The organism is Nocardia sp. NPDC049737, assembly GCF_040674755.1.
In the GTDB taxonomy this organism is placed as follows: domain Bacteria; phylum Actinomycetota; class Actinomycetes; order Mycobacteriales; family Mycobacteriaceae; genus Nocardia.
The window spans coordinates 135,219-154,079 of the sequence record NZ_JBFANH010000004.1 but is presented as its reverse complement, the minus strand read 5'-3'; the positions used below and the strand labels follow the sequence as shown (position 1 = coordinate 154,079).

Here is an 18,861-nt window from a genome sequence, read left to right as displayed (position 1 = left end):
CGGAATTCCGCCGCGATCGGAACATAAACTCGGGCGCGGCTGAACTTTCGGCACACGCGTGGCAAGGTGTTTTCGATGAGCAAGCTCAATTGGAGCCATAACGCTTACTACCAAGGTTTTCTCATGCGGCAGCTGCCCGCCCCGTGTACTCGGGTGTTGGACGTTGGTTGTGGGGCCGGGGCATTCGCGGGAGAACTTGCGCGGCGGGCTGAGCATGTCGATGCGATCGACCGGTCACCGATGATGATCGATGCCGCGAAGCAGGCGACGCCGGACAATGTCGGCTGCATCCTCGGGGATGTGCTGACAGCGCCGCTCGCCGAGGGTTCCTACGACGCGATCGTATCGATCAGCACGTTGCACCATATGCCGCTCGATGAGGTGCTGCCGGTGTTGGCGCGGGCAGTACGGCCGGGCGGGGTGATCGCCGCTGTGGCATTGCCCCGGCCTGATCTCCTTCGGGAATTGCCCGTCGAGTTGGCGGCCATGATCGGGCATCGGTTGTTCGGGATCGTGTTTCGGATTCTTCGGGCGCGTGGGCGGGGGAGTTGGTATGCGGTCGAGGCGACCCACGATGTCATGCCGGTTGTGCTCGATCCGCCGCTGACGACGCGGCAGGTGCGGGCGCGGGTCGCGTCGATTCTGCCCGGTGCGCGGGTGCGGCGGCTGGTCTTTTGGCGCTACTCGCTGGTGTGGCGCAAACCGGCCTAGACGGCCGCGGCGCGCTTGGCCTCGCGGCGCTGTCTGCGGCGAATGCGGTAGCGGCGGATCCGGCTCGCCAGTAGATACACCAGGATCACACCGATCACCAGCAGTGTGCCCGCGCAGATGGCCGCCACGACCGGGTGGAAGATCGCGATGGTGACAATGCCGCCGACGGTCAGGTCCTCGACGAGACTCATCACGATATTGCTCGCGGGCTCTGGCGAGGTGTTGATCGCCATCCGTGTCCCGGCCTTCACGAGATGACTTGCCAGGGCAGTGGTTCCGCCGACCGCACCGGCTGCCAGTTGGGGCAGCGATCCGTCCTGGCCTGCGAGTAGTGCGGCGACGACCGCACCCGCTGCGGGGCGCACGATGGTGTGCACCGCATCCCAGAAGCTGTCGAGATAGGGGACCTTGTCCGCGACGGCCTCGATGAGGAACAACACACCGGCGGCGATCAGCACATCGGTGCGCTGCAGCGCCTCGGGCACGTCATCGGATAGACCGGTCACGCCGAATAGCCCGAGCAGCAGGACCACCGCATAGGCATTGACCCCGCTCGCCCAGCCTGCGGTGAAGATCAGGGGCAGTGCTGACATGGGGCCATCGTATGGCTTTCCGCGCAGCCGAAAACCGTGACCGGCAAGGTTTTACAACGCCTGCGCGACCGGATTTGGGAATTCTCACCGTGCTGCCGACACCGCAACCCCGGCACCGGCAGAACGTTCTGACCTCGTGAGGGTTCTTCAGCGCAGCTGGGGTGCGACCTTCGCGCCGAGCAATTCGATATTGTGCAGCACCTTTTCATGCGGCAGCGTACCGACGCTGGTGTGCAGCATGAAGCGGTCCAGGCCGAGGGTGTCACGGATATCGGTGATCTTTTCGGCGACATAGTCCGGCGTGCCGACGAAGAGCGAACCGCTCTGGGAGCGCAGGGCATCGAACTGCGCGCGGGTCATCGGGCCCCAACCGCGTTCGCGCCCAATGGTGCTCATCGCCCCGGCATACGGCTCGTAGAAGTCGGCGACGGCCTGTTCGTCGGTATCGGCGATATAGCCGTGCGCGTGCACTGCCACCGGCTGCTTCTCGTGGCCGCCCTCTTCGAGCGCGCGGTGGTATAGGTCCACCAGCGGCTTGAAGCGAGCGGGCTGACCCCCGATGATCGCGATCGCCAGCGGTAAGCCGAGCAGTCCGGCGCGGACCACGGATTCCGGGCTGCCGCCCACCGCGATCCAGACCGGCAGCGGCCGGTTGTCGGTGCGTGGGTAGATCACCGCATCGCGCAGCGGGGCACGGAATTTGCCGTTCCAGGTCACGGGTTCGTCCGCGCGAATGTGAAGCAGTAGCGCCAGCTTCTCCTCGAACAGCTCGTCGTAGTCGCTCAGGTCGTAACCGAACAACGGAAAGCTCTCGGTGAACGAACCACGTCCGGCCATCAGCTCGGCGCGACCGTTCGAGAGTCCGTCCAGCGTAGCGAAATCCTGGTACACCCGTACCGGATCATCGGAGCTCAACACGCTCACCGCGCTGGTCAGCTGAATGTGCTCGGTCCGTGCCGCGATTGCGGCCAGCACGACCGCGGGAGCGGATGCCGCGAAATCCTTGCGGTGATGTTCTCCGACGCCATAGACATCGAGTCCGGCGCGCTCGGTGGCGACCGCCTCGTCGACGACCTCGCGCAGCCGTTCGGCCGCGGTGGGCGCAGGTCGGTCGCCGACCGGGTATAGCTCCGCGAAAGTCGTGAGTCCCAGTTCCACAGCTCGAGTCCTGTTCGTGTGTAGTTTCTACGCCAACCACTAGCCTAAACGGACCATGGTCCGCAACTATTCCATCTATGGACCGCGGGTTCGTGGCGCGGGCAAGGACAATGCGCGCTGACCGGTGCGGATACTCTTGGTCCATGTCAGTGCGTACCCGCCAGCCGCTTGTTCCCGGCACGCTCTCGCCCACCCGTGAGGTTCCGCGCTCGATCGAGCGTCCGGAGTATGCGTGGAAGAAGACCGTGAACGAGGGCAGCGAACCCTGGGTGCAGACGGCCGAGACCATCGAGAAGATGCGGATCGCGGGCAAGATCGCCGCACAGGCGCTCGAAGAGGCGGGCAAGGCGGTCGCGCCCGGGGTCACCACCGATGAGCTGGACCGGATCGCGCACGAGTACATGTGCGACCACGGCGCATACCCATCGACATTGGGCTACAAGGGTTTTCCGAAGTCGTGCTGCACCTCGCTGAACGAGGTGATCTGCCACGGCATTCCGGACTCGACGGTGATCCAGGACGGTGACATCGTCAACATTGATGTGACCGCCTACATCGACGGCGTGCACGGCGACACCAACAAGACCTTCCTGGCCGGTGATGTCGACGAGGAGGTGCGACTGCTGGTCGAGCGCACGCATGAGGCGACGATGCGGGCGATCAAGGCGGTTCGGCCGGGCCGGGCACTCAATGTGATCGGGCGCGTCATCGAGTCCTACGCCAACCGGTTCGGCTACGGCGTGGTGCGCGATTTCACCGGGCACGGTGTCGGCCCCACCTTCCACAGCGGCCTGGTCATCCTGCACTACGACCAGCCCGCCATCGAATCGGTGATCGAGCCCGGCATGACCTTCACCATCGAGCCGATGATCAACCTCGGCGGTATCGACTACGAGATCTGGGACGACGGCTGGACCGTGGTCACCAAGGATCGCAAGTGGACAGCGCAATTCGAACACACGCTGGTCGTGACCGACACGGGCGCCGAAATTCTCACCTTGCCATGACGCGTGGACCGCGCAGTTCTGTGCTCGCGCTGTTGGGTCGTGATCGAGGCGGGCGCCGAGATCCTGACCCTGCCGTGACGTGTGGACCGCGCAGTTCTGTGCTCGCGCTGTTGGGTCGTGATCGAGGCGGGCGCCGAGATCCTGACCCTGCCGTGATGCGAGCCCGTCATGCGCGCGCGTGCCCGGGGTCGGCTCGTGCGCGGTGCGATGCCGGGGATGTGGCGTACGCACCGCTGACGGAGCCAGCGCATTGAAAGGCGCGCTGCTGATCGCCGGAACAACCTCCGACGCGGGGAAAAGCGTTGTAGTGGCCGGACTTTGCCGCATGCTCGCCCGGCGCGGCGTTCGAGTCGCGCCGTTCAAGGCGCAGAACATGTCGAACAACTCGGTGGTCACCCTCGACGGCGGCGAGATCGGTCGGGCGCAGGCGCTGCAGGCGGCAGCGTGTGGGCTGGAGCCGAGCGTGCGGTTCAACCCGGTCCTGCTCAAACCCGGCAGCGACCGACGCTCCCAACTCGTGGTGCGCGGCAAGGCAATCGGCACCGTCGGCGCGCGCGACTATTTCCAGCACCGCCAGGATCTGCGCGAAGTCGTTACCGCCGAACTGGATTCGCTGCGCACCGAATTCGATGTGGTGATCTGCGAGGGCGCGGGTTCGCCCGCCGAAATCAACCTGCGCGCCACCGATCTGGCGAATATGGGTCTGGCCCAGGCGGCGCGACTACCGGTCCTCGTGGTCGGCGATATCGACCGCGGCGGCGTGCTCGCGCACCTATTCGGCACCGTTGCGGTACTGGAACCCGAAGACCAGCAACTGATTTCCGGATTCATCGTCAACAAGTTCCGCGGTGATGTCGAGTTGCTGCGTCCCGGACTCGATCGGCTCACCGAGCTGACCGGGCGCCCGACCCTCGGCGTCATCCCGTACGCGGACGAACTGTGGATCGACGCGGAAGACTCCCTCGGCACCATCGCCGACGCACCGGTCGGCCGCTCCGGCCCGCCGCGCGGCACCGAATGGCTCACGGTCGCCGCCATCCGTCTGCCGCGCATCTCCAATTCCACCGATGTCGAAGCGCTGGCGTGTGAGCCCGGTGTCGCGGTGCGCTGGGTCAGCGACCCGTCCCGGCTTGCCGATGCGGATCTGGTGGTGCTGCCGGGCAGCAAGGCGACCGTTTCGGATCTGGAGTGGTTGCGGCGCACCGGAATTGCCGATGCGCTAAGGGCTAGGGCCGTAGCGGGTCGGCCGGTTCTCGGCATCTGCGGTGGATATCAGATGCTCGGCAGTCGCATCGTCGATCGGGTCGAATCGAATGCGGGGACGGTCGCGGGGTTGGGTCTGCTCGATCTGGAGATCGAATTCGCCGATCCGAAGGTGCTGCAGCGAAGTGCCGGACGGGGTAACGGAATTCCCGTGCACGGCTACGAGATTCACCACGGTCGTGTTGAGCGCAGCGGTGATCCGGCCTGGCTGGAGGTGGACAGTACACCCGAGGGCACAGTGCGCGGGGCGATCTGGGGCACCCACCTGCATGGCCTACTGGAATCGGATGAGTTCCGTCGCTCCTGGCTCCGCATAGTCGCCGCCCACGCCGGGCGGCACGGTTTCGTCGTCGCCGACAACATTTCGGTAGCCGCGATCCGCTCGTCCCAACTCGACCTGCTCGCCGACCTGATCGAACAGCACCTCGATATCGCCCACATCGAACGCCTGCTCACCGACGGCGGACCTGCCGATCCGCCGACCATCGTCTCCGGCCTGGCAGTCGGCAGCAGTCCCCTCTGACCTGCGCGGACAATAACCGAAATGTTTATGTTCCTGACTCGCGGGTAACTGACACGCGGTCCCGTTCAGTTCGGGCGTGTAGCGTACTCCGGCATGAAATCTCGGCGGATCACGGTCGGTGACCGGGCATGGACCGTACGGGTCGACGGCCCGGAGTCTCGGCACAGCGTGCTGCTGTTGCCCGATGCCGGTGATCCGGTCGACGTCTACGACCAGGTGTGTGCGCGCCTGCACACCTCGGACCTGCGCACCATCGCGGTGGAATCGGTGGCGGACCTGGATCCGGCGGGCGTGCACGCCATCCTCGACGAACTCGGCATCCCCTGGGTGAATGTCGCCGGACGCGGCGCGGGCGCGCAGTTGGGCTGGCAGGTCTGCGCGGGTGGATTCGGCCGGTTCATCAGCCTTGTCGTCGCCGACCGCGGCCATCCCGCGATACCCGCCGCCGACGGCACCGTGGCGGACCCGACATGTCGACCGGTGGAGGTCGCCGCCACCGTGCTGGTCACCAAGAATCTGCCGCGTTCGGTCGCCGATGCCTCCGGTCGCTACGTCTACGGCGAATTCCGGGTGGTGGAGATCGATGTCGACAATGTGGCGACCGAGGCCGACCACGAATTGGCCACCGAGATCGTGTTACGCACCAGCCTCTGGTGAACCCGCGGTCTTCTTGCGAAAAACCGTCAACCAGTCCAGCCAGCTGTCTAGTTCGGCGAAGGCCTTGGTCAGCGGTTCGGCCGAGGACAGGAAGACATCGTGGCGCGCGCCGTCGATCGGGACGATATTGGTCCGATCGCCCAGGCAGCCCGACCAGCGCTGAATCTGGCGCACATCGAGCACCGCATCCGCCACATCGACGGCCGGACCGTATTTGCGCGCGAATTTCGTGATGCGCGAACGCAGAATCAACGCGGGCACGCCGACCGACAGACCCGCCTGCAGTTGCGCGTGCCCGTTGCGAATCGCGCGCAACCAGCCCAACCGGACCGGGAAGCCCGCGAGCGGTTTCCAATCCAGGTTGTAATGCCACTCGCCCGCGACGCTGTGGTGCAGGCTGTCACCATAGGAGCTGATCTTGGCGCCGGGTAGTTCGAACATCGACCGGAACCGGCCGAGCAACCTGATCACCGGGGTGCCGATGGTCCGGTAGTACGAGGGACCCTGCAGGTCGAACCACGGGCTGTTGAGCACCAGCCCGACGATGCCCGATTTGGCCGTGCCATTCGTCTTGTTGAGCCGGTCCAGCCAGAGCGCCGCGACGAGTCCGCCGGTCGAATGCGCGACCAGCAGCACGTTGTCGCCCGCCTCCTCCTGGACGATGCGTAGCGACTCGTTCAGTTCGGCGTCGTAGAGCGCCAGATCGGTGACGTAGTGCGGCGTCTGGCCCTCCCGCAGCGAGCGACCGCACTTGCGTAGATCCAGCGCGTAGAAGCGATGCCCGCGCCCGGCGAAGTGTTCGGCAAGATGCTGCTGGAAGAAGTAGTCGGTGAAACCGTGCACGTAGAGCACCGCGGGCTCGGTGGCTGTGTCGTTTCGAGTGACCCGCAAGCGATCGCTAGCGGCGGCATCGGTGTCGGGGGTATAGCGAACGAGGGTTGCCACGGCCTCGCCCTCACCATCGGGGTCCGGACCGAGCGGCAGAGTGCGCTGCTCATAGCCCGCGCCGAGGACATCGGGCTGCCAGCGCTCGGTGGCCGGGGCCGTGATATCGGACACGCTGAGCGAGACTTCGTTCGTCACAACGATCAATGTAGGCGACGTCAGCGCCGTTTCGAAGATCGAAGCCCGGAAGGAATGTATGTCACATTCGTTGGGTTCGTTGCCGGACTTCGAACAGGTGAGGTGCACAATTGGGCTAGGTGAACGGCGGGTAACCTACACCCCGCCGAGTCACGCAGGACTCGCAACAACCACATAGCGCCCGTGCCCAGCAGGCCCACCGTGGGGGTGGGCGTGCGCAGAAGGACAAGGAAGTCGATCTACCCGTGCCGAACGCTGCCATCACTGAAAAGACCGATGTAGTACTCATCGGTGCCGGCATCATGAGTGCCACTCTCGGCGCACTGCTTCGGCAGTTGCAGCCGGAATGGTCGATCTCCCTGTTCGAGCGGCTGGACGCGGCCGCCGCCGAGAGCAGCGATCCGTGGAACAACGCGGGCACCGGACACTCGGCACTATGCGAGCTGAACTACAGCCCGCAGAATCCGGACGGCTCGGTCGATATCAGCAAGGCCATCGACATCAACGAGCGCTTCCAGGTCTCGCGCCAGTTCTGGTCCTACGGCGTGGAGAACGGCATCCTCGGCGATCCCTCCGCCTTCATCAACCCCATCCCGCACGTCAGCTTCGTGCACGGCGCGGACAACGTCGACTACCTACGCAAGCGGTACGAGGCGCTGTCGCGGCATCCGCTGTTCTCGACGATGGAATACATCGACAGCCCCGACGAATTCGCCAAGCGGCTGCCGCTGATGGCCAGGGGCCGCGACTTCTCCGATCCGATCGCGCTCAACTGGACCGATGAGGGCACCGATATCGACTTCGGTTCGCTCACCAGCGAACTGCTGGCCTACCTCGGCCGCTCCGGTGTCGATCTGGCCTTCGGTCACGAGGTGCGCAACCTCACCAAGCAGTCCGACGGTTCCTGGCTGGTCAAGGTGCGCAACCTGCGCACCCGCCAAACCCGCACGCTCATCAGTAAATTCGTCTTCGTCGGCGCCGGCGGCGGTGCGCTGCCGCTGCTGCAGAAGGCGGGCATCAAGGAGGCCAGGGGTTTCGGCGGCTTCCCGATCAGTGGTCAGTTCATCCGCTGCACCAACCCGGACCTGATCTACAAGCACGAGGCCAAGGTCTACGGCAAGGCCGCCGTCGGCGCGCCGCCGATGTCGGTGCCGCACTTGGACACTCGCATCATCAAGGGCCGTCCCGGCCTGCTGTTCGGCCCGTACGCCGGCTGGACGCCGAAGTTCCTCAAGGACGGTAAGAACACCGATTTGTTCAAGTCGGTCAAGCCGAACAACATCTTCTCGCTGCTCGGCGTCGGCGTCACCGAACTCGGCCTGACCAAGTACCTGATCAGCGAGCTGCTCAAGTCCGAGGCGGGCAAGGTGGCCACGCTGGAGGAGTTCATTCCGCGCGCGGACGGTCACGACTGGGAGCTGATCACCGCAGGACAGCGCGTGCAGGTCATTCGGCGCAAGGGTGCGGGCGGCGTGCTCGAGTTCGGCACGGCGGTTATCGCCGCCGAAGACGGCACCATCGCGGGTCTGCTCGGCGCGTCGCCCGGCGCGTCGACCTGTGTGACCGCCATGATCGACGTGCTGCAGCGCTGCTTCCCGCGCGAGTACGCCGACTGGTCACCCAAGCTGAAGGAAATGGTGCCCTCGCTGGGCGTGAAGCTCTCGGAAAACCAGGCGCTGTTCCAGGAAGTCTGGGATTGGTCGACCAAAACCCTGAACCTGAACGGTGTGTCGGACAACACGCCGAAGCACACAGCGATGTGAGCGACGGGCCCGGAGGCGGTAGCTTGCGTGGCCACGCAGGGCCCCGCGACATCGCGAATTGGACACAGCGGTGTGAGCGACGGGCCCGGAGGCGGTAGCTTGCGTGGCCACGCAGGGCCCCGCGACATCGCGAATTGGACACACCGGTCGCGCCGATCGCGTAGTTGTGATAGCAAGACTCGATGATGTCAACGGTTGCACTCAAACGGTCCTGGGCGCTCGATCTCGACACCGCCACCCTGTATCAGCTGTTGAAGCTTCGCGTCGAAGTCTTTGTCGTCGAGCAGAAGTGCGCGTACCCGGAGTTGGACGGTCTCGACCTGCTGCCGGAGACGCGCCATTTCTGGCTCGATGATGAGGGCGAGATCATCTCGACATTGCGCTTGACCGAGGAGCACGACAACGGCGTGAAATCGTTCCGCATCGGCCGGTTGTGCACCTCGGTTCCGGCGCGCGGGCACGGGTACACCACCCGGCTGGTGCAGGCCGCGCTCGCTGAGGCGGGTTCGGCGACCGTGCGCCTGAGTGCCCAGACCTACCTGGTCGACATGTACGCCAAATTCGGGTTCAAGCCCGACGGCGACGAGTTCGAAGAAGACGGCATCATGCACTTGCCCATGCGCAGGGGCTGAACCGCGAGCGGTCGCATACCCCGTAACTACCTCGCATAGCGTGCGGCTCGGGTGAGGACCGCTGGGGATGCGAGGCACTGCTGAGTGTGGGCCGGGCATGGTTCGACGGTGGAGGGTGCTGCCGGACGGTGGTTGCGGCGCGAATAGAGTTGGGGCGTGTCACTGTCCCGTACCGAAAACGCGCCGCAAGCCCCTTCGCTGACCGGGGTGCGTCCCGATGCCGATGGTGATGCGGGCTTTCCGTTCTCGGCGGTGGTGGGGCAGGAGCGGTTGCAACTGGCATTGATCCTGTGTGCGGTGCATCCCGGGATCGGCGGCGTATTGGTGCGCGGAGAGAAGGGGACCGCGAAATCGACCGTTGTGCGGGCGCTTGCGCAATTGCTGCCTCCGATTGTCGATGAGACGGGTGCACGGCCCGCTCGGCTGGTCGAGTTGCCGGTGGGTGCCACTGAAGACCGAGTGGTCGGTTCTTTGGATCTGGAGCGGGTGCTGCGCGATGGCGAACAGGCGTTCCGGCCCGGACTGTTGGCGGCCGCGCATCACGGCGTGCTCTATGTCGACGAGGTGAATCTGCTGCACGACCACCTGGTGGACGTGCTGCTCGATGCAGCGGCGATGGGTCGGGTGCATATCGAGCGTGATGGGGTTTCGCATTCGCATCCGGCACGGTTCGTGCTGGTCGGCACCATGAATCCGGAAGAGGGTGAGCTGCGGCCACAGCTGCTGGACCGGTTCGGGCTCACCGTCGATGTCGCGGCTTCGCGGAATGTGGACGTGCGAATGTCGGTGGTGCGGCGTCGGCTGGACTACGAGGCGGACCCGGCGGGATTCGCTACGCGCTATGCCGCGGCCGATCGGGAGGTGGCCGAGCGGATTCTGACCGCCCGCGATCGGGTCGCATCCGTTGCGCTCGATGATGTGGAATTGCGGCGGATCGCCGCGCTGTGTGCGTCATTCGATGTGGACGGTATGCGGGCCGATCTGGTGGTGGCCAGGGCCGCCACCGCGCATGCGGCCTGGCGCGGCGCGGATGCCGTGGCCGAGGCGGATGTGCGGGTTGCGGCCGAGTTGGCGCTGCCGCATCGGCGGCGGCGGGATCCGTTCGATGAGCCGGGGATCAGCGAAGAGCAGCTGGATGAGGCGATGCGTGCGGCGGGAGAAGAGGCGGCAAAGTCCGGTGAGCGTGCGGAGTTAGCGGAGACCGGGGCCGAGGATCTCGACGGCGGCCGTTCGGACGGTGGCGGTTCGCGTGATCTGGACAGCCGCCCCAGCGATGCCGATGATGCCGGGTCCGAAGGCGGTCCGGATAGCGCATTGAACAATGCGGACGATCCGGATGGTGGTCCAACCAATGGTGGCCCGGATGGTCAAGGCCCAGAAGATGATCCGGATGGTGGTCCCGGCAAGGGCGGTTCAGCCGCGCCTGGCCCCGACGACGGCGGTCCGGATTCGCCGGGCGGCGGGCAGTCACCGTCCGCGCGCGAGGGTCGTATCGGCGCACCCGCGACATCCGTTGTGACACCGCCTCGTTGGGAAGTGCCGGGCGTCGGCGAGGGCGCGGCGGGTCGCCGTTCGCGCGCGCAGACCAGACAGGGACGCACGGTGCGGTCCAGTACCGATACCTCCGGCGGCCTACACCTGCTCGGCACCGTATTCGCCGCCGCACCGCACCAGCACGCCCGCGGCCGAGCCGAAGGGCCGTTGAAGTTGGCCGCCGATGATCTGCGCGGTGCGTATCGCGAAGGGCGCGAAGGCAATCTGGTCGTCTTCGTGGTCGACGCATCCGGATCCATGGCAGCGCGCGACCGGCTCTCCGCGGTTACCGGCGCGGTCGTCGCTCTGCTGCGCGACGCCTACCAGCGGCGGGACAAGGTCGCTGTGATCACCGTGCGTGGCCTAGAAGCCGAACTCGTCCTGCCACCGACCTCCTCGGTAGATATCGCGGTGCGACGCCTGTCCGGCATCCGCACCGGCGGCAAAACCCCGCTCGCCGCAGGGCTTTTGAAGGCCCGGGAGGTCGTGCACCGCGAACGCGTCCGCGATCCACGCCGCCGCCCGATGCTGGTCCTGCTCACCGATGGCCGCGCCACCGGCGGCGTCGATCCGGTGCCCCGCTCCCGCGCCGCGGCGAATCTGCTTGCCGCCGATGCGATCACCTCGATCGTCGTGGACTGCGAACGCGGCATGATCCGCCTCGGCCTCGCCGCCGAACTGGCCCGCACCCTGCGCGCAGGCTACCTCCAACTGGCCGAACTGACCGGCGACTCGGTCGCCGAGGTCGTCCGCGCCGGATCCGGCCGCCCCAGCGCGACCCGAGCCGCCTGAGGTGACGCAACGGGTCGGTGTGCAAGTTCTGATCAATTGGCTACCGAGGAGTTTGGATGCCTAAGGGTGTGCCGGAGACGGTTCCGGATGATGGGCTGACTACGCGGCAGCGGCGGAATCTGCCAGTGCTCGCGGTGCATACCGGGCCGGGTAAGGGGAAGTCGACGGCGGCTTTCGGGATGGCGTTGCGCGCGTGGAATCAGGGCTTCGATATCGCGGTATTCCAGTTCGTCAAGAGTGCCAAGTGGAAGGTGGGGGAGGAGGCCGCTTTTCGCACGCTCGGCCGTCTGCACGAGGAGACCGGTGTCGGTGGGCCGGTCGAATGGCACAAGATGGGGGAGGGTTGGTCGTGGACCCGTAAACAGGGCAACGATGAGGACCACGCTGCTGCGGCACTGGCCGGTTGGCGGGAGATCGCGCGCAGGCTTCAGGCCGAACAGCACCGCTTCTACGTCCTGGACGAATTCACCTACCCCCTCAAATGGGGTTGGGTCGATGTCGACGAGGTCGTCGAAACTCTTCGCAACCGGCCCGGCAACCAACACGTGGTTATCACGGGTCGCGATGCCCCTGGAGCCCTCTTGGACGCCGCCGACCTGGTCACCGAAATGACCAAGGTCAAACACCCCATGGACGCGGGCCGCAAGGGCCAGCGAGGCATCGAATGGTGACCTCACCGCGCGGCGCGTCATACGATCCGCACCCGTTGTCGGGACCTGCCCTCCTTGGGGGTGCCCCTCGGGGAACCCGTGGAGTGGTGCGGCTGTGAGTGGGGTCCCGGCGGTGGTGATTGCCGCGCCCGCTTCGGGGAGTGGGAAGACGACGTTGGCGACCGGTCTGATCGGGGCGCTGCGGCGGGCCGGGCATCGGGTGGCGCCGTTCAAGGTGGGCCCGGACTATATCGATCCGGGATATCACGGCTTGGCGGCGGGGCGGCCCGGTCGCAATCTCGATCCAGTGCTGGTCGGCGCGGAACGTGTTGTCCCCCTGTACCGCCACGGTGCCCAGGGTTGTGATCTGGCGGTGGTCGAGGGCGTCATGGGCCTGTTCGATGGCCGCATCGATGAGAACCACGCCGCACCGATCGCCGAGGGATCCACTGCGCAGGTAGCTGGATTGCTCGGTGCCCCAGTAATTTTGGTGGTCGACGCGCGTGGCCACAGTCAAAGCCTCGCCGCCCTCCTGCATGGCTTCGCAACCTTCGATACCGCGATCCGTTTGGGCGGCGTCATTCTCAACCGCGTCGGCAGCGAACGCCACGACCAAGTGCTGCGCGCGGCCTGCGACCGAGTCGGCCTCCCGGTCCTCGGATCACTACCGCGCATGGCCGAACTAGAGGTCCCCTCCCGCCACCTCGGCCTCATCCCCGCCGTCGAACATGGCGCTGCTGCCACCACTGCCGTCGAAGCAATGACCGACCTCGTGGCCGCCCACGTCGACCTCCCCACCATCGCCCGCCTCGCCCGCTCGACCATCACCGCCGCCGCCTGGGATCCGGTAACCGTGATCCGGGAAACCCAAGTCTCGGTGGTCGCGAATAGCGTGGATGAAGCGGTGTCCGCCGACGTGACCAGTGCGTTTGCGGGGGGCGCGAGTCGTTCGAATGCTTCAGGTCCCGCAGGTGCCAGTCGCACGGCTGCATTCGCGGGGAACCTCGCCGAGCTCGAGGAGGTTGGTTCGAATCGCGCGACTGGCGCTCCTGCGGGCATCGGCGACGGAGTGCGTGTGACGGGTCTGGTCGCAGAGCGCTCGACGGCCGCGGGTGGCTCGGGTGTGGCTGGGGGGCTCGGTCCCGTGATCGCGATGGCCGGCGGGCCTGCGTTCACGTTCGGGTATGCGGAGCATCGGGAGCTGTTGGAGGCCGCAGGCGCGCGAGTTGTGGTTTTCGACCCGATGCGGGACGAACTTCCCACTGGGACAGCCGGTTTGGTATTGCCCGGCGGGTTTCCAGAGGAGCATGCGGCAGCATTGGCGGCCAATGATCGGCTGTTGGCGCAGGTGGCCGAGCAGGCCGGGCAGGGCCTTCCGGTGCATGCCGAATGTGCCGGACTGCTGTATCTCAGCCGCTCGCTGGATGGTCATCCGATGGCCGGTGTAGTCGATGCGACAGCTGAATTCGGTCCCCGCCTGACCCTCGGCTATCGAGATGCCGTTGCACTGGCCGATTCCGCCCTATGGCGCGCGGGAGAACGGGTGCGCGGCCACGAATTCCACCGCACTCGCCTGGTCGCCACCGGCACCGATACCCCCGCCTGGGGCTGGCGCACCGCAGGCGACCGCATTCGCGAGGGCGCTCTCGTCCACCACGTCCACGCCTCCTACCTGCACACACATCCCGCCGGAAACCCCAGAGCCACAAGCCGTTTCGTCGCGGCAGTCGCCGACTACGCCCGCACCTGTGCCGCCATCTGACACCTCGGCGTCACCAATCTTCGCCGTCGGCCTCGGGTTCCGACCGGGCACATCGAGCGAACGAATTCTCGATGCGCTGCGAGAAGTAGTGGGCGACAAGCCTGTTGCCTGTCTCGCGACCATCGATCGGCGCGCCGAGGAACTTTGTGCCGCCGCCGACCGCTTGGGCGTCTCGATCCGTACCTTTACGGCGGCCGAACTCGCGCAGGTCGACGTGCCGAATCCCTCGTCACGCACCCAGGACGCCCTCGGCACCGTCAGCGTCGCCGAGGCAGCCGCGCTACTGGCCGCCAACGGTCCGCTCGTAATTCCCAAGCGGACCGTCGACGGAATAGTGATCGCGGCCGCTCTCGCCGCTGAATCACCACTGACGTAACGAGAGTCAGGACACCTTTCCCAGTTCGATCGGCAGGGACAACGGGCCGACGGTGAAGAACGACGGCGAGTAGGGAATCTCATCCGGGTCGATGGCTAGCCGCAGGTCAGGCAGTCGCCCGTAGAGCGAGGCGAGGGCAAGTCGGCTCTCCAATCGCGCGAGTGGTGCGCCTATGCAGTAGCGCGGTCCGTGTCCGAAGCCGAGATGTCCGGTCTGCTGGCGGGTCAGGTCGAATTGGTTCGCGGTCTCGCCGTACTTCTCCGGATCGATTCCGGTCGCCTGATAGACCACACCGACCGCACTCCCCTTGGGAATGGTCACACCTGCGATCGTCACATCGGTCAGCGTGAACCGGTAGCTGGTCATCATGACCGAGTGGCGGAACCGCAACGTCTCCTCGACCACGTCCGCCCAGCGGTCTTCGGCCTTGGCCACTGCGAGCTGATCGGGATTCCGATGCAGTGCGACGACGGCGTGGCCGAGCAGATGCACCGTGGTCTCGTGACCGGCGATCAGCATCAGCCAGAGCACGCCGACCAATTCGTCGGTGGTGAGCCGATCGCCCGCATCGCGCGCCTGCACCAGATCCGAGGTCAGATCGTCACCGGGTTCCCGCTGTTTGCTCTGCACCAGTTCGTGCAGGAACGCCCCGAGTTCGTTCTGGGTCGCGAATGCCACCTCTGGTGGGGTGGTGTGGGCCAACAGAGTAGAGGTCCATTTCCGCAGCCGTGGTCGGTCCCCTTCGGGCACACCGAACAATTCGGCGATGACCGCCATCGGCAGTGCGTCGGTGAACATGGGCACGAGGTCCACTCCATCACCTGCCGCGATCACCTCGTCCAGCAGTCCATCGATGATCTCTTGGATCCGCGGCTCCATTGCCTGTACCAGCCGAGGTGTGAACCCCTTTCCGACCAGACCACGCAACCGGCGGTGATCCTCCCCATCCTTCGTGGCCAGGTGGTCGCCCTGGACGATGGCCCGCAGCGGCCAGTCCTCCGGGATCGATCCGTCGTATAGCGCGGGCCAATGCTTCGGGTCCCTGGCGAAGGTCTTGTTATCTCCGGCGAGGATCTCCGCAACGGCATCGTGCGTCAAGGCCAAATAGGCGGGCACACCGCCCGGGAATTCCACTTCGACCACCGGAGCGGTCTGCTGTAGCCGGATGCAGGTGTCGAGCGGGCTTTCGTCGGCGGCGGGGAATGCGGGAAGACTTGTCATGATGACCCCTCGGGCGGTGCCGACCCGTTGGCACGGGTATGGACGATCGGTCGCATACACGACCAGACAAAACTTCCGCCGAATCATCATGTTCAGCAAGATGTTTCGCCGGTGGAGGGGCATGGTGCCAGACATCGGGTCAGCCCGCTGGTACGACAGTTCTCAGCTGCGGGAAGCCCATCGATTCGTCACCGATCCCGTGGACCGGCGTGGTTTAGTGGGGTGATGGATATCTGTGGTATCGACAATGTGCTGGTTTCGGTCGGTGACCTGGATGCCGCGGTGTCGTTCTACGGGGGCGTGCTGGGATTGGCGGTGAAGTTCACGCTGCCGGAGCAGGGGATTGCGGTATTCGATGTCGGCGGGGAGGTGGCCGGTGTGATGGCTCGGGTGGATCCACGGGCGGGGGAGGCGGGGTTGTCCGGAATGCGGCTGTGGTTGGAGGTGCCCGATGCGTTGGTCGCGACGGCCGAGCTCGAAGGGCGCGGCGTGCAGGTAATCAGCGCGCCGTTCGAGGTCGGAACCGGTTGGAGCGTAGAGGTTTCCGACCCGTGGGGAAATGTGATCGGGCTGACGGACTACCGGAAACGTCCCGAGTTGGCGCGGCCGGTGAGCTGACTCGGGTGGGCGCGCACGAGCACGCGCCCACCGAAAACCTTACTGTGCGACCGAACCCCAGTCGGCGAACCCGGTCGGATCGTGCCGTCCGAGACTCCCGTGTTCGAACAGGCCCCACCCCTCGGAATCCCCGCAGCGCGCATGCGCCACGTGGTCGATGACCCCGAACGGGATTCGCCCCGCGATCGCCGGATCGGTGAGGTCGTAGCTGCTGCTCGACGACCAGTCGCGACCCATCCATCGACCGTGCAGCCAGTCCGGATCCCCGCCGTACCCGCAGCCTACGTGTAGGGGAATATTGGTGACGGTCCGCACCTCGACCTCGAGCGGCTTACCGTCCGGGGTGGTCAGTTCCAGCCGTGCGCCGATGGGATGCCTTGTCCCGGAACGGTATTCGATGTGGTAGCGGGGCCAGCCCAGCTGTTCGGTGCGACCGTCCGGGAAGATGCGGACGGCGTCGTTGAGGGTGCGCTTGCCGTCGGGTTCCTCCTGCAGGATCAGCACGATGGCGAAATCGTCGAAGCGCAGCGGCACATACATCCACCAGAATCCGCCGGACGGTTCGGCGGCGGCCCGGCCCGGCGGTTCGGGTTCGCCGACCGGGCGGATGCCCCAGGAGCGATCCCGGGTGCCCATCCAGACGGCCGGGTCGACGGTGAGGTCCGTGCCGTCGACGTGCAGCGTCCCCTCCCACGAGCCGACCTGCGCGAAGCGGGTCGCCTGGATAATCGGGCGGTTGCCGTTGAGGATCAGATGCGGTTGTTCCTCGACGGCGGGAAACGATCCGTGCCAGGTGAGGTCGAAGCCGAGGTCATTGTGCTCGCAGACCACCCGGATCCGCTGCAGCGGATCCTGCACCTCGACGCGGTAGCCGCCGACTCGCAGGTCGACGCCGCGATCGCCGAGCGCGTCGGAGAAGCGGACCGTGCGCTGGATATCGCCGCGCCGGACGCAGGCGTACGCGTCGATCACTCCGAGGTTCGGATACACCCCGCCGCCGGTGACGAAGAAGGTGCCGCCGTCGCGGTCGTGTCCGTTGAAATAGCTTCTGTCGTAGAAGTTCCGGTCGCTGCTGGCGACTCGGGACATGGACAGGTGCGTCTGGTGGATGGGGTATTCGTCAAGGGGCGAGGGAGCGGAGCCTGCGGAGCGACCATCGGATACAGCCATGATTTCCTCTAATCCCATTCGTAGGTTCCGTCGAGCAGCGCCTCCAGGCTTGCTCGGTGCATCACGTAGTCGTCGCGATCGGGGGTGTCGGTGTCCTCACCGAAATGGATCATCCGGCGCTTGACCCTGGCCATCACGATCGCGTGCCGCAGCGCGGCGTACACGATGTAGAAGTCGAGATCGCGAACCGTATATCCGGTGACCTCTTCGTATTTCGCGACGACATCCGCGCGCCGCAGGAAGTCCGGCAGTCCGGGCTGATCGAAGCGGGTGGCAAGGTCCTGGAAGAAGCGGTGAATGAAGATCACCCAGGCGATATCCAGTTCGCGCGGGCCGAGTCCGGCCATCTCCCAATCGAGTACCCCGACCGGGGTGAAGCCCTCGTACAGAATGTTGCCCGGGCGCGAATCGCCCCAACTCAGCACGTCCGGACCGGGATCGGCGGGCCAGTGCGCGTCGAGCCAGTCGAAGGTCCGCTCGATCAGGGGAATCGAATAGCCGTCATCGGCCAATGCCCAGCGGTACCAGTTGCGGTGCCATTCGACATGTCGGCGCAGCGCCTGGCCCGGACCGTCCAGCATCGGAAATCGCGTTGCCGGATCCGGTATTTCGTGCACTTTCGCGATGACCTCGACGGTCTTCGCGGTCAGCTCGGCCCGCTCCTCGGGACTCGCGTCGAACAGCCAGCCGATGAAAACATACGGCGGATTGTCCGAGGGCACCCTGCCCTCGACCCGGCGCATCACGAAAAACTTTGTGCCGAGCGGCTTCTCGTCGGGTTCCAGCCAGCACAGTTCGGGGACCGGCACCGCGGAGGCGGCCGCGACTCCTGCCATGATCTGGTATTGCAGCTCCAGGTCATAGTTTTCGAAGACCGGGAAGGAATCGGCCTCCGGTGTCATCCTGGCCACGAACGAACCGCCGTCGGCGCGCCCGTCCACACTCCATTGCGCATCGAACAGCACCGTCGGACTCGACATTCCCGCCCCCTGCGGCCGCGACAGCGCAGAAATCCTGGGCGGGTGATCCGCGTGGACTTTGCCGTCCAGCCACCGGGACAGGTCCTCGGCGAGGGTGTCGAGGTCCCGCGCGCTGACGGTCAGCTGCCGTCGCGCGGTGGGATCGGGATCGTCGGCCATTCTTTGTCCTCCTGACGCATGTGCCTGCGGAAACTGTAACGCGTTCTAGTCGGTGCTTACCGCAGAAATCCGAAGAAATCGAGCGACCCTCACTGGGTGATATTCGGTATTGACAATCCCCTGCACCAGGTGGCGGGTCATACCTCCGGCGGAGTCGCGTACGCCGATGGATCGGGGTGGAAATCGGGGTTTTCCTGGAAGCGGGCCGGG

The 18,861-nt window shown here is 65.8% G+C and carries 17 protein-coding genes; 11 read left to right on the top strand and 6 right to left on the bottom strand.

Going from position 1 to position 18,861, the window contains the following annotated elements; all coding sequences use genetic code 11:
* Positions 1-75 precede the first annotated feature (75 nt).
* Positions 76-711: a class I SAM-dependent methyltransferase gene (locus AB0J47_RS07475; RefSeq protein ID WP_364341608.1), complete on the top strand. Its 636-nt coding sequence runs from the start codon at positions 76-78 to the stop codon at positions 709-711.
* On the opposite strand, the gene AB0J47_RS07470 is transcribed toward AB0J47_RS07475, so the two are convergent.
* Together AB0J47_RS07470 and AB0J47_RS07465 are read right to left on the bottom strand one after the other, a co-directional pair.
* Positions 708-1,304, bottom strand: a complete 597-nt coding sequence (locus tag AB0J47_RS07470) for a DUF4126 domain-containing protein (RefSeq protein WP_364341606.1) — start codon at positions 1,302-1,304, stop codon at positions 708-710. The genes AB0J47_RS07475 and AB0J47_RS07470 overlap by 4 nt on opposite strands.
* Before the next feature lie 147 nt (positions 1,305-1,451).
* Entirely contained in the window at positions 1,452-2,462 is a 1,011-nt protein-coding gene (locus AB0J47_RS07465) for an LLM class flavin-dependent oxidoreductase (protein WP_364341604.1), read from the bottom strand.
* Positions 2,463-2,605: 143 nt separating this feature from the next.
* Between AB0J47_RS07465 and map the strand changes: the two genes are divergently transcribed.
* The 3 genes from map (at position 2,606) to AB0J47_RS07450 (ending at position 5,912) form a co-directional block, all read left to right on the top strand.
* Positions 2,606-3,469, top strand: a complete 864-nt coding sequence (gene map, locus AB0J47_RS07460; protein WP_364341602.1) for a type I methionyl aminopeptidase — start codon at positions 2,606-2,608, stop codon at positions 3,467-3,469.
* 250 nt (positions 3,470-3,719) lie between these two features.
* Positions 3,720-5,255: a cobyric acid synthase gene (locus tag AB0J47_RS07455; RefSeq protein ID WP_364341600.1), complete on the top strand. Its 1,536-nt coding sequence runs from the start codon at positions 3,720-3,722 to the stop codon at positions 5,253-5,255.
* Between the two features lie 93 nt (positions 5,256-5,348).
* Positions 5,349-5,912, top strand: a complete 564-nt coding sequence (locus AB0J47_RS07450) for an alpha/beta hydrolase (RefSeq protein WP_364341598.1) — start codon at positions 5,349-5,351, stop codon at positions 5,910-5,912.
* On the opposite strand, the gene AB0J47_RS07445 is transcribed toward AB0J47_RS07450, so the two are convergent.
* A complete protein-coding gene (locus AB0J47_RS07445; protein ID WP_364341596.1) occupies positions 5,892-6,995 on the bottom strand; it encodes an alpha/beta hydrolase in 1,104 nt (367 codons plus the stop codon). The genes AB0J47_RS07450 and AB0J47_RS07445 overlap by 21 nt on opposite strands.
* Positions 6,996-7,240: 245 nt before the next feature.
* Between AB0J47_RS07445 and mqo the strand changes: the two genes are divergently transcribed.
* From mqo to AB0J47_RS07415, 6 genes are all read left to right on the top strand, one after another.
* Positions 7,241-8,758 carry a malate dehydrogenase (quinone) gene (mqo, locus tag AB0J47_RS07440; RefSeq protein ID WP_364341594.1) on the top strand — a complete coding sequence of 506 codons (1,518 nt, stop codon included), beginning with the start codon at positions 7,241-7,243 and terminating at the stop codon, positions 8,756-8,758.
* Positions 8,759-8,940: 182 nt separating this feature from the next.
* Positions 8,941-9,390, top strand: a complete 450-nt coding sequence (locus AB0J47_RS07435) for a GNAT family N-acetyltransferase (protein WP_364341592.1) — start codon at positions 8,941-8,943, stop codon at positions 9,388-9,390.
* Between the two features lie 207 nt (positions 9,391-9,597).
* Entirely contained in the window at positions 9,598-11,715 is a 2,118-nt protein-coding gene (locus AB0J47_RS07430) for a VWA domain-containing protein (protein WP_364342026.1), read from the top strand.
* 56 nt (positions 11,716-11,771) lie between these two features.
* On the top strand, positions 11,772-12,386 hold the full coding sequence (gene cobO / locus AB0J47_RS07425) for a cob(I)yrinic acid a,c-diamide adenosyltransferase (RefSeq protein WP_364341590.1): 615 nt from the start codon (positions 11,772-11,774) through the stop codon (positions 12,384-12,386).
* 94 nt (positions 12,387-12,480) lie between these two features.
* Positions 12,481-14,127 carry a cobyrinate a,c-diamide synthase gene (locus AB0J47_RS07420; RefSeq protein ID WP_364341588.1) on the top strand — a complete coding sequence of 549 codons (1,647 nt, stop codon included), beginning with the start codon at positions 12,481-12,483 and terminating at the stop codon, positions 14,125-14,127.
* Positions 14,114-14,503, top strand: coding sequence for a cobalamin biosynthesis protein (locus tag AB0J47_RS07415; protein WP_364341586.1), 390 nt, complete (start codon positions 14,114-14,116; stop codon positions 14,501-14,503). Before AB0J47_RS07420 ends, AB0J47_RS07415 begins: the two co-directional genes overlap by 14 nt.
* A 6-nt stretch (positions 14,504-14,509) precedes the next feature.
* On the opposite strand, the gene AB0J47_RS07410 is transcribed toward AB0J47_RS07415, so the two are convergent.
* The gene (locus AB0J47_RS07410; RefSeq protein WP_364341584.1) at positions 14,510-15,724 is read right to left on the bottom strand and encodes a cytochrome P450; all 1,215 of its coding nucleotides are present in this window, start codon (positions 15,722-15,724) and stop codon (positions 14,510-14,512) included.
* A 225-nt stretch (positions 15,725-15,949) separates the two neighbouring features.
* Here AB0J47_RS07410 and AB0J47_RS07405 point away from each other — a divergent pair, with 225 nt between their 5' ends.
* Positions 15,950-16,342, top strand: a complete 393-nt coding sequence (locus tag AB0J47_RS07405) for a VOC family protein (protein WP_364341582.1) — start codon at positions 15,950-15,952, stop codon at positions 16,340-16,342.
* A 39-nt stretch (positions 16,343-16,381) separates the two neighbouring features.
* On the opposite strand, the gene AB0J47_RS07400 is transcribed toward AB0J47_RS07405, so the two are convergent.
* A complete protein-coding gene (locus AB0J47_RS07400; RefSeq protein ID WP_364341580.1) occupies positions 16,382-17,512 on the bottom strand; it encodes a hypothetical protein in 1,131 nt (376 codons plus the stop codon).
* A gap of 8 nt (positions 17,513-17,520) precedes the next feature.
* Positions 17,521-18,651: a phosphotransferase family protein gene (locus AB0J47_RS07395; RefSeq protein WP_364341578.1), complete on the bottom strand. Its 1,131-nt coding sequence runs from the start codon at positions 18,649-18,651 to the stop codon at positions 17,521-17,523.
* Positions 18,652-18,861 lie beyond the last annotated feature (210 nt).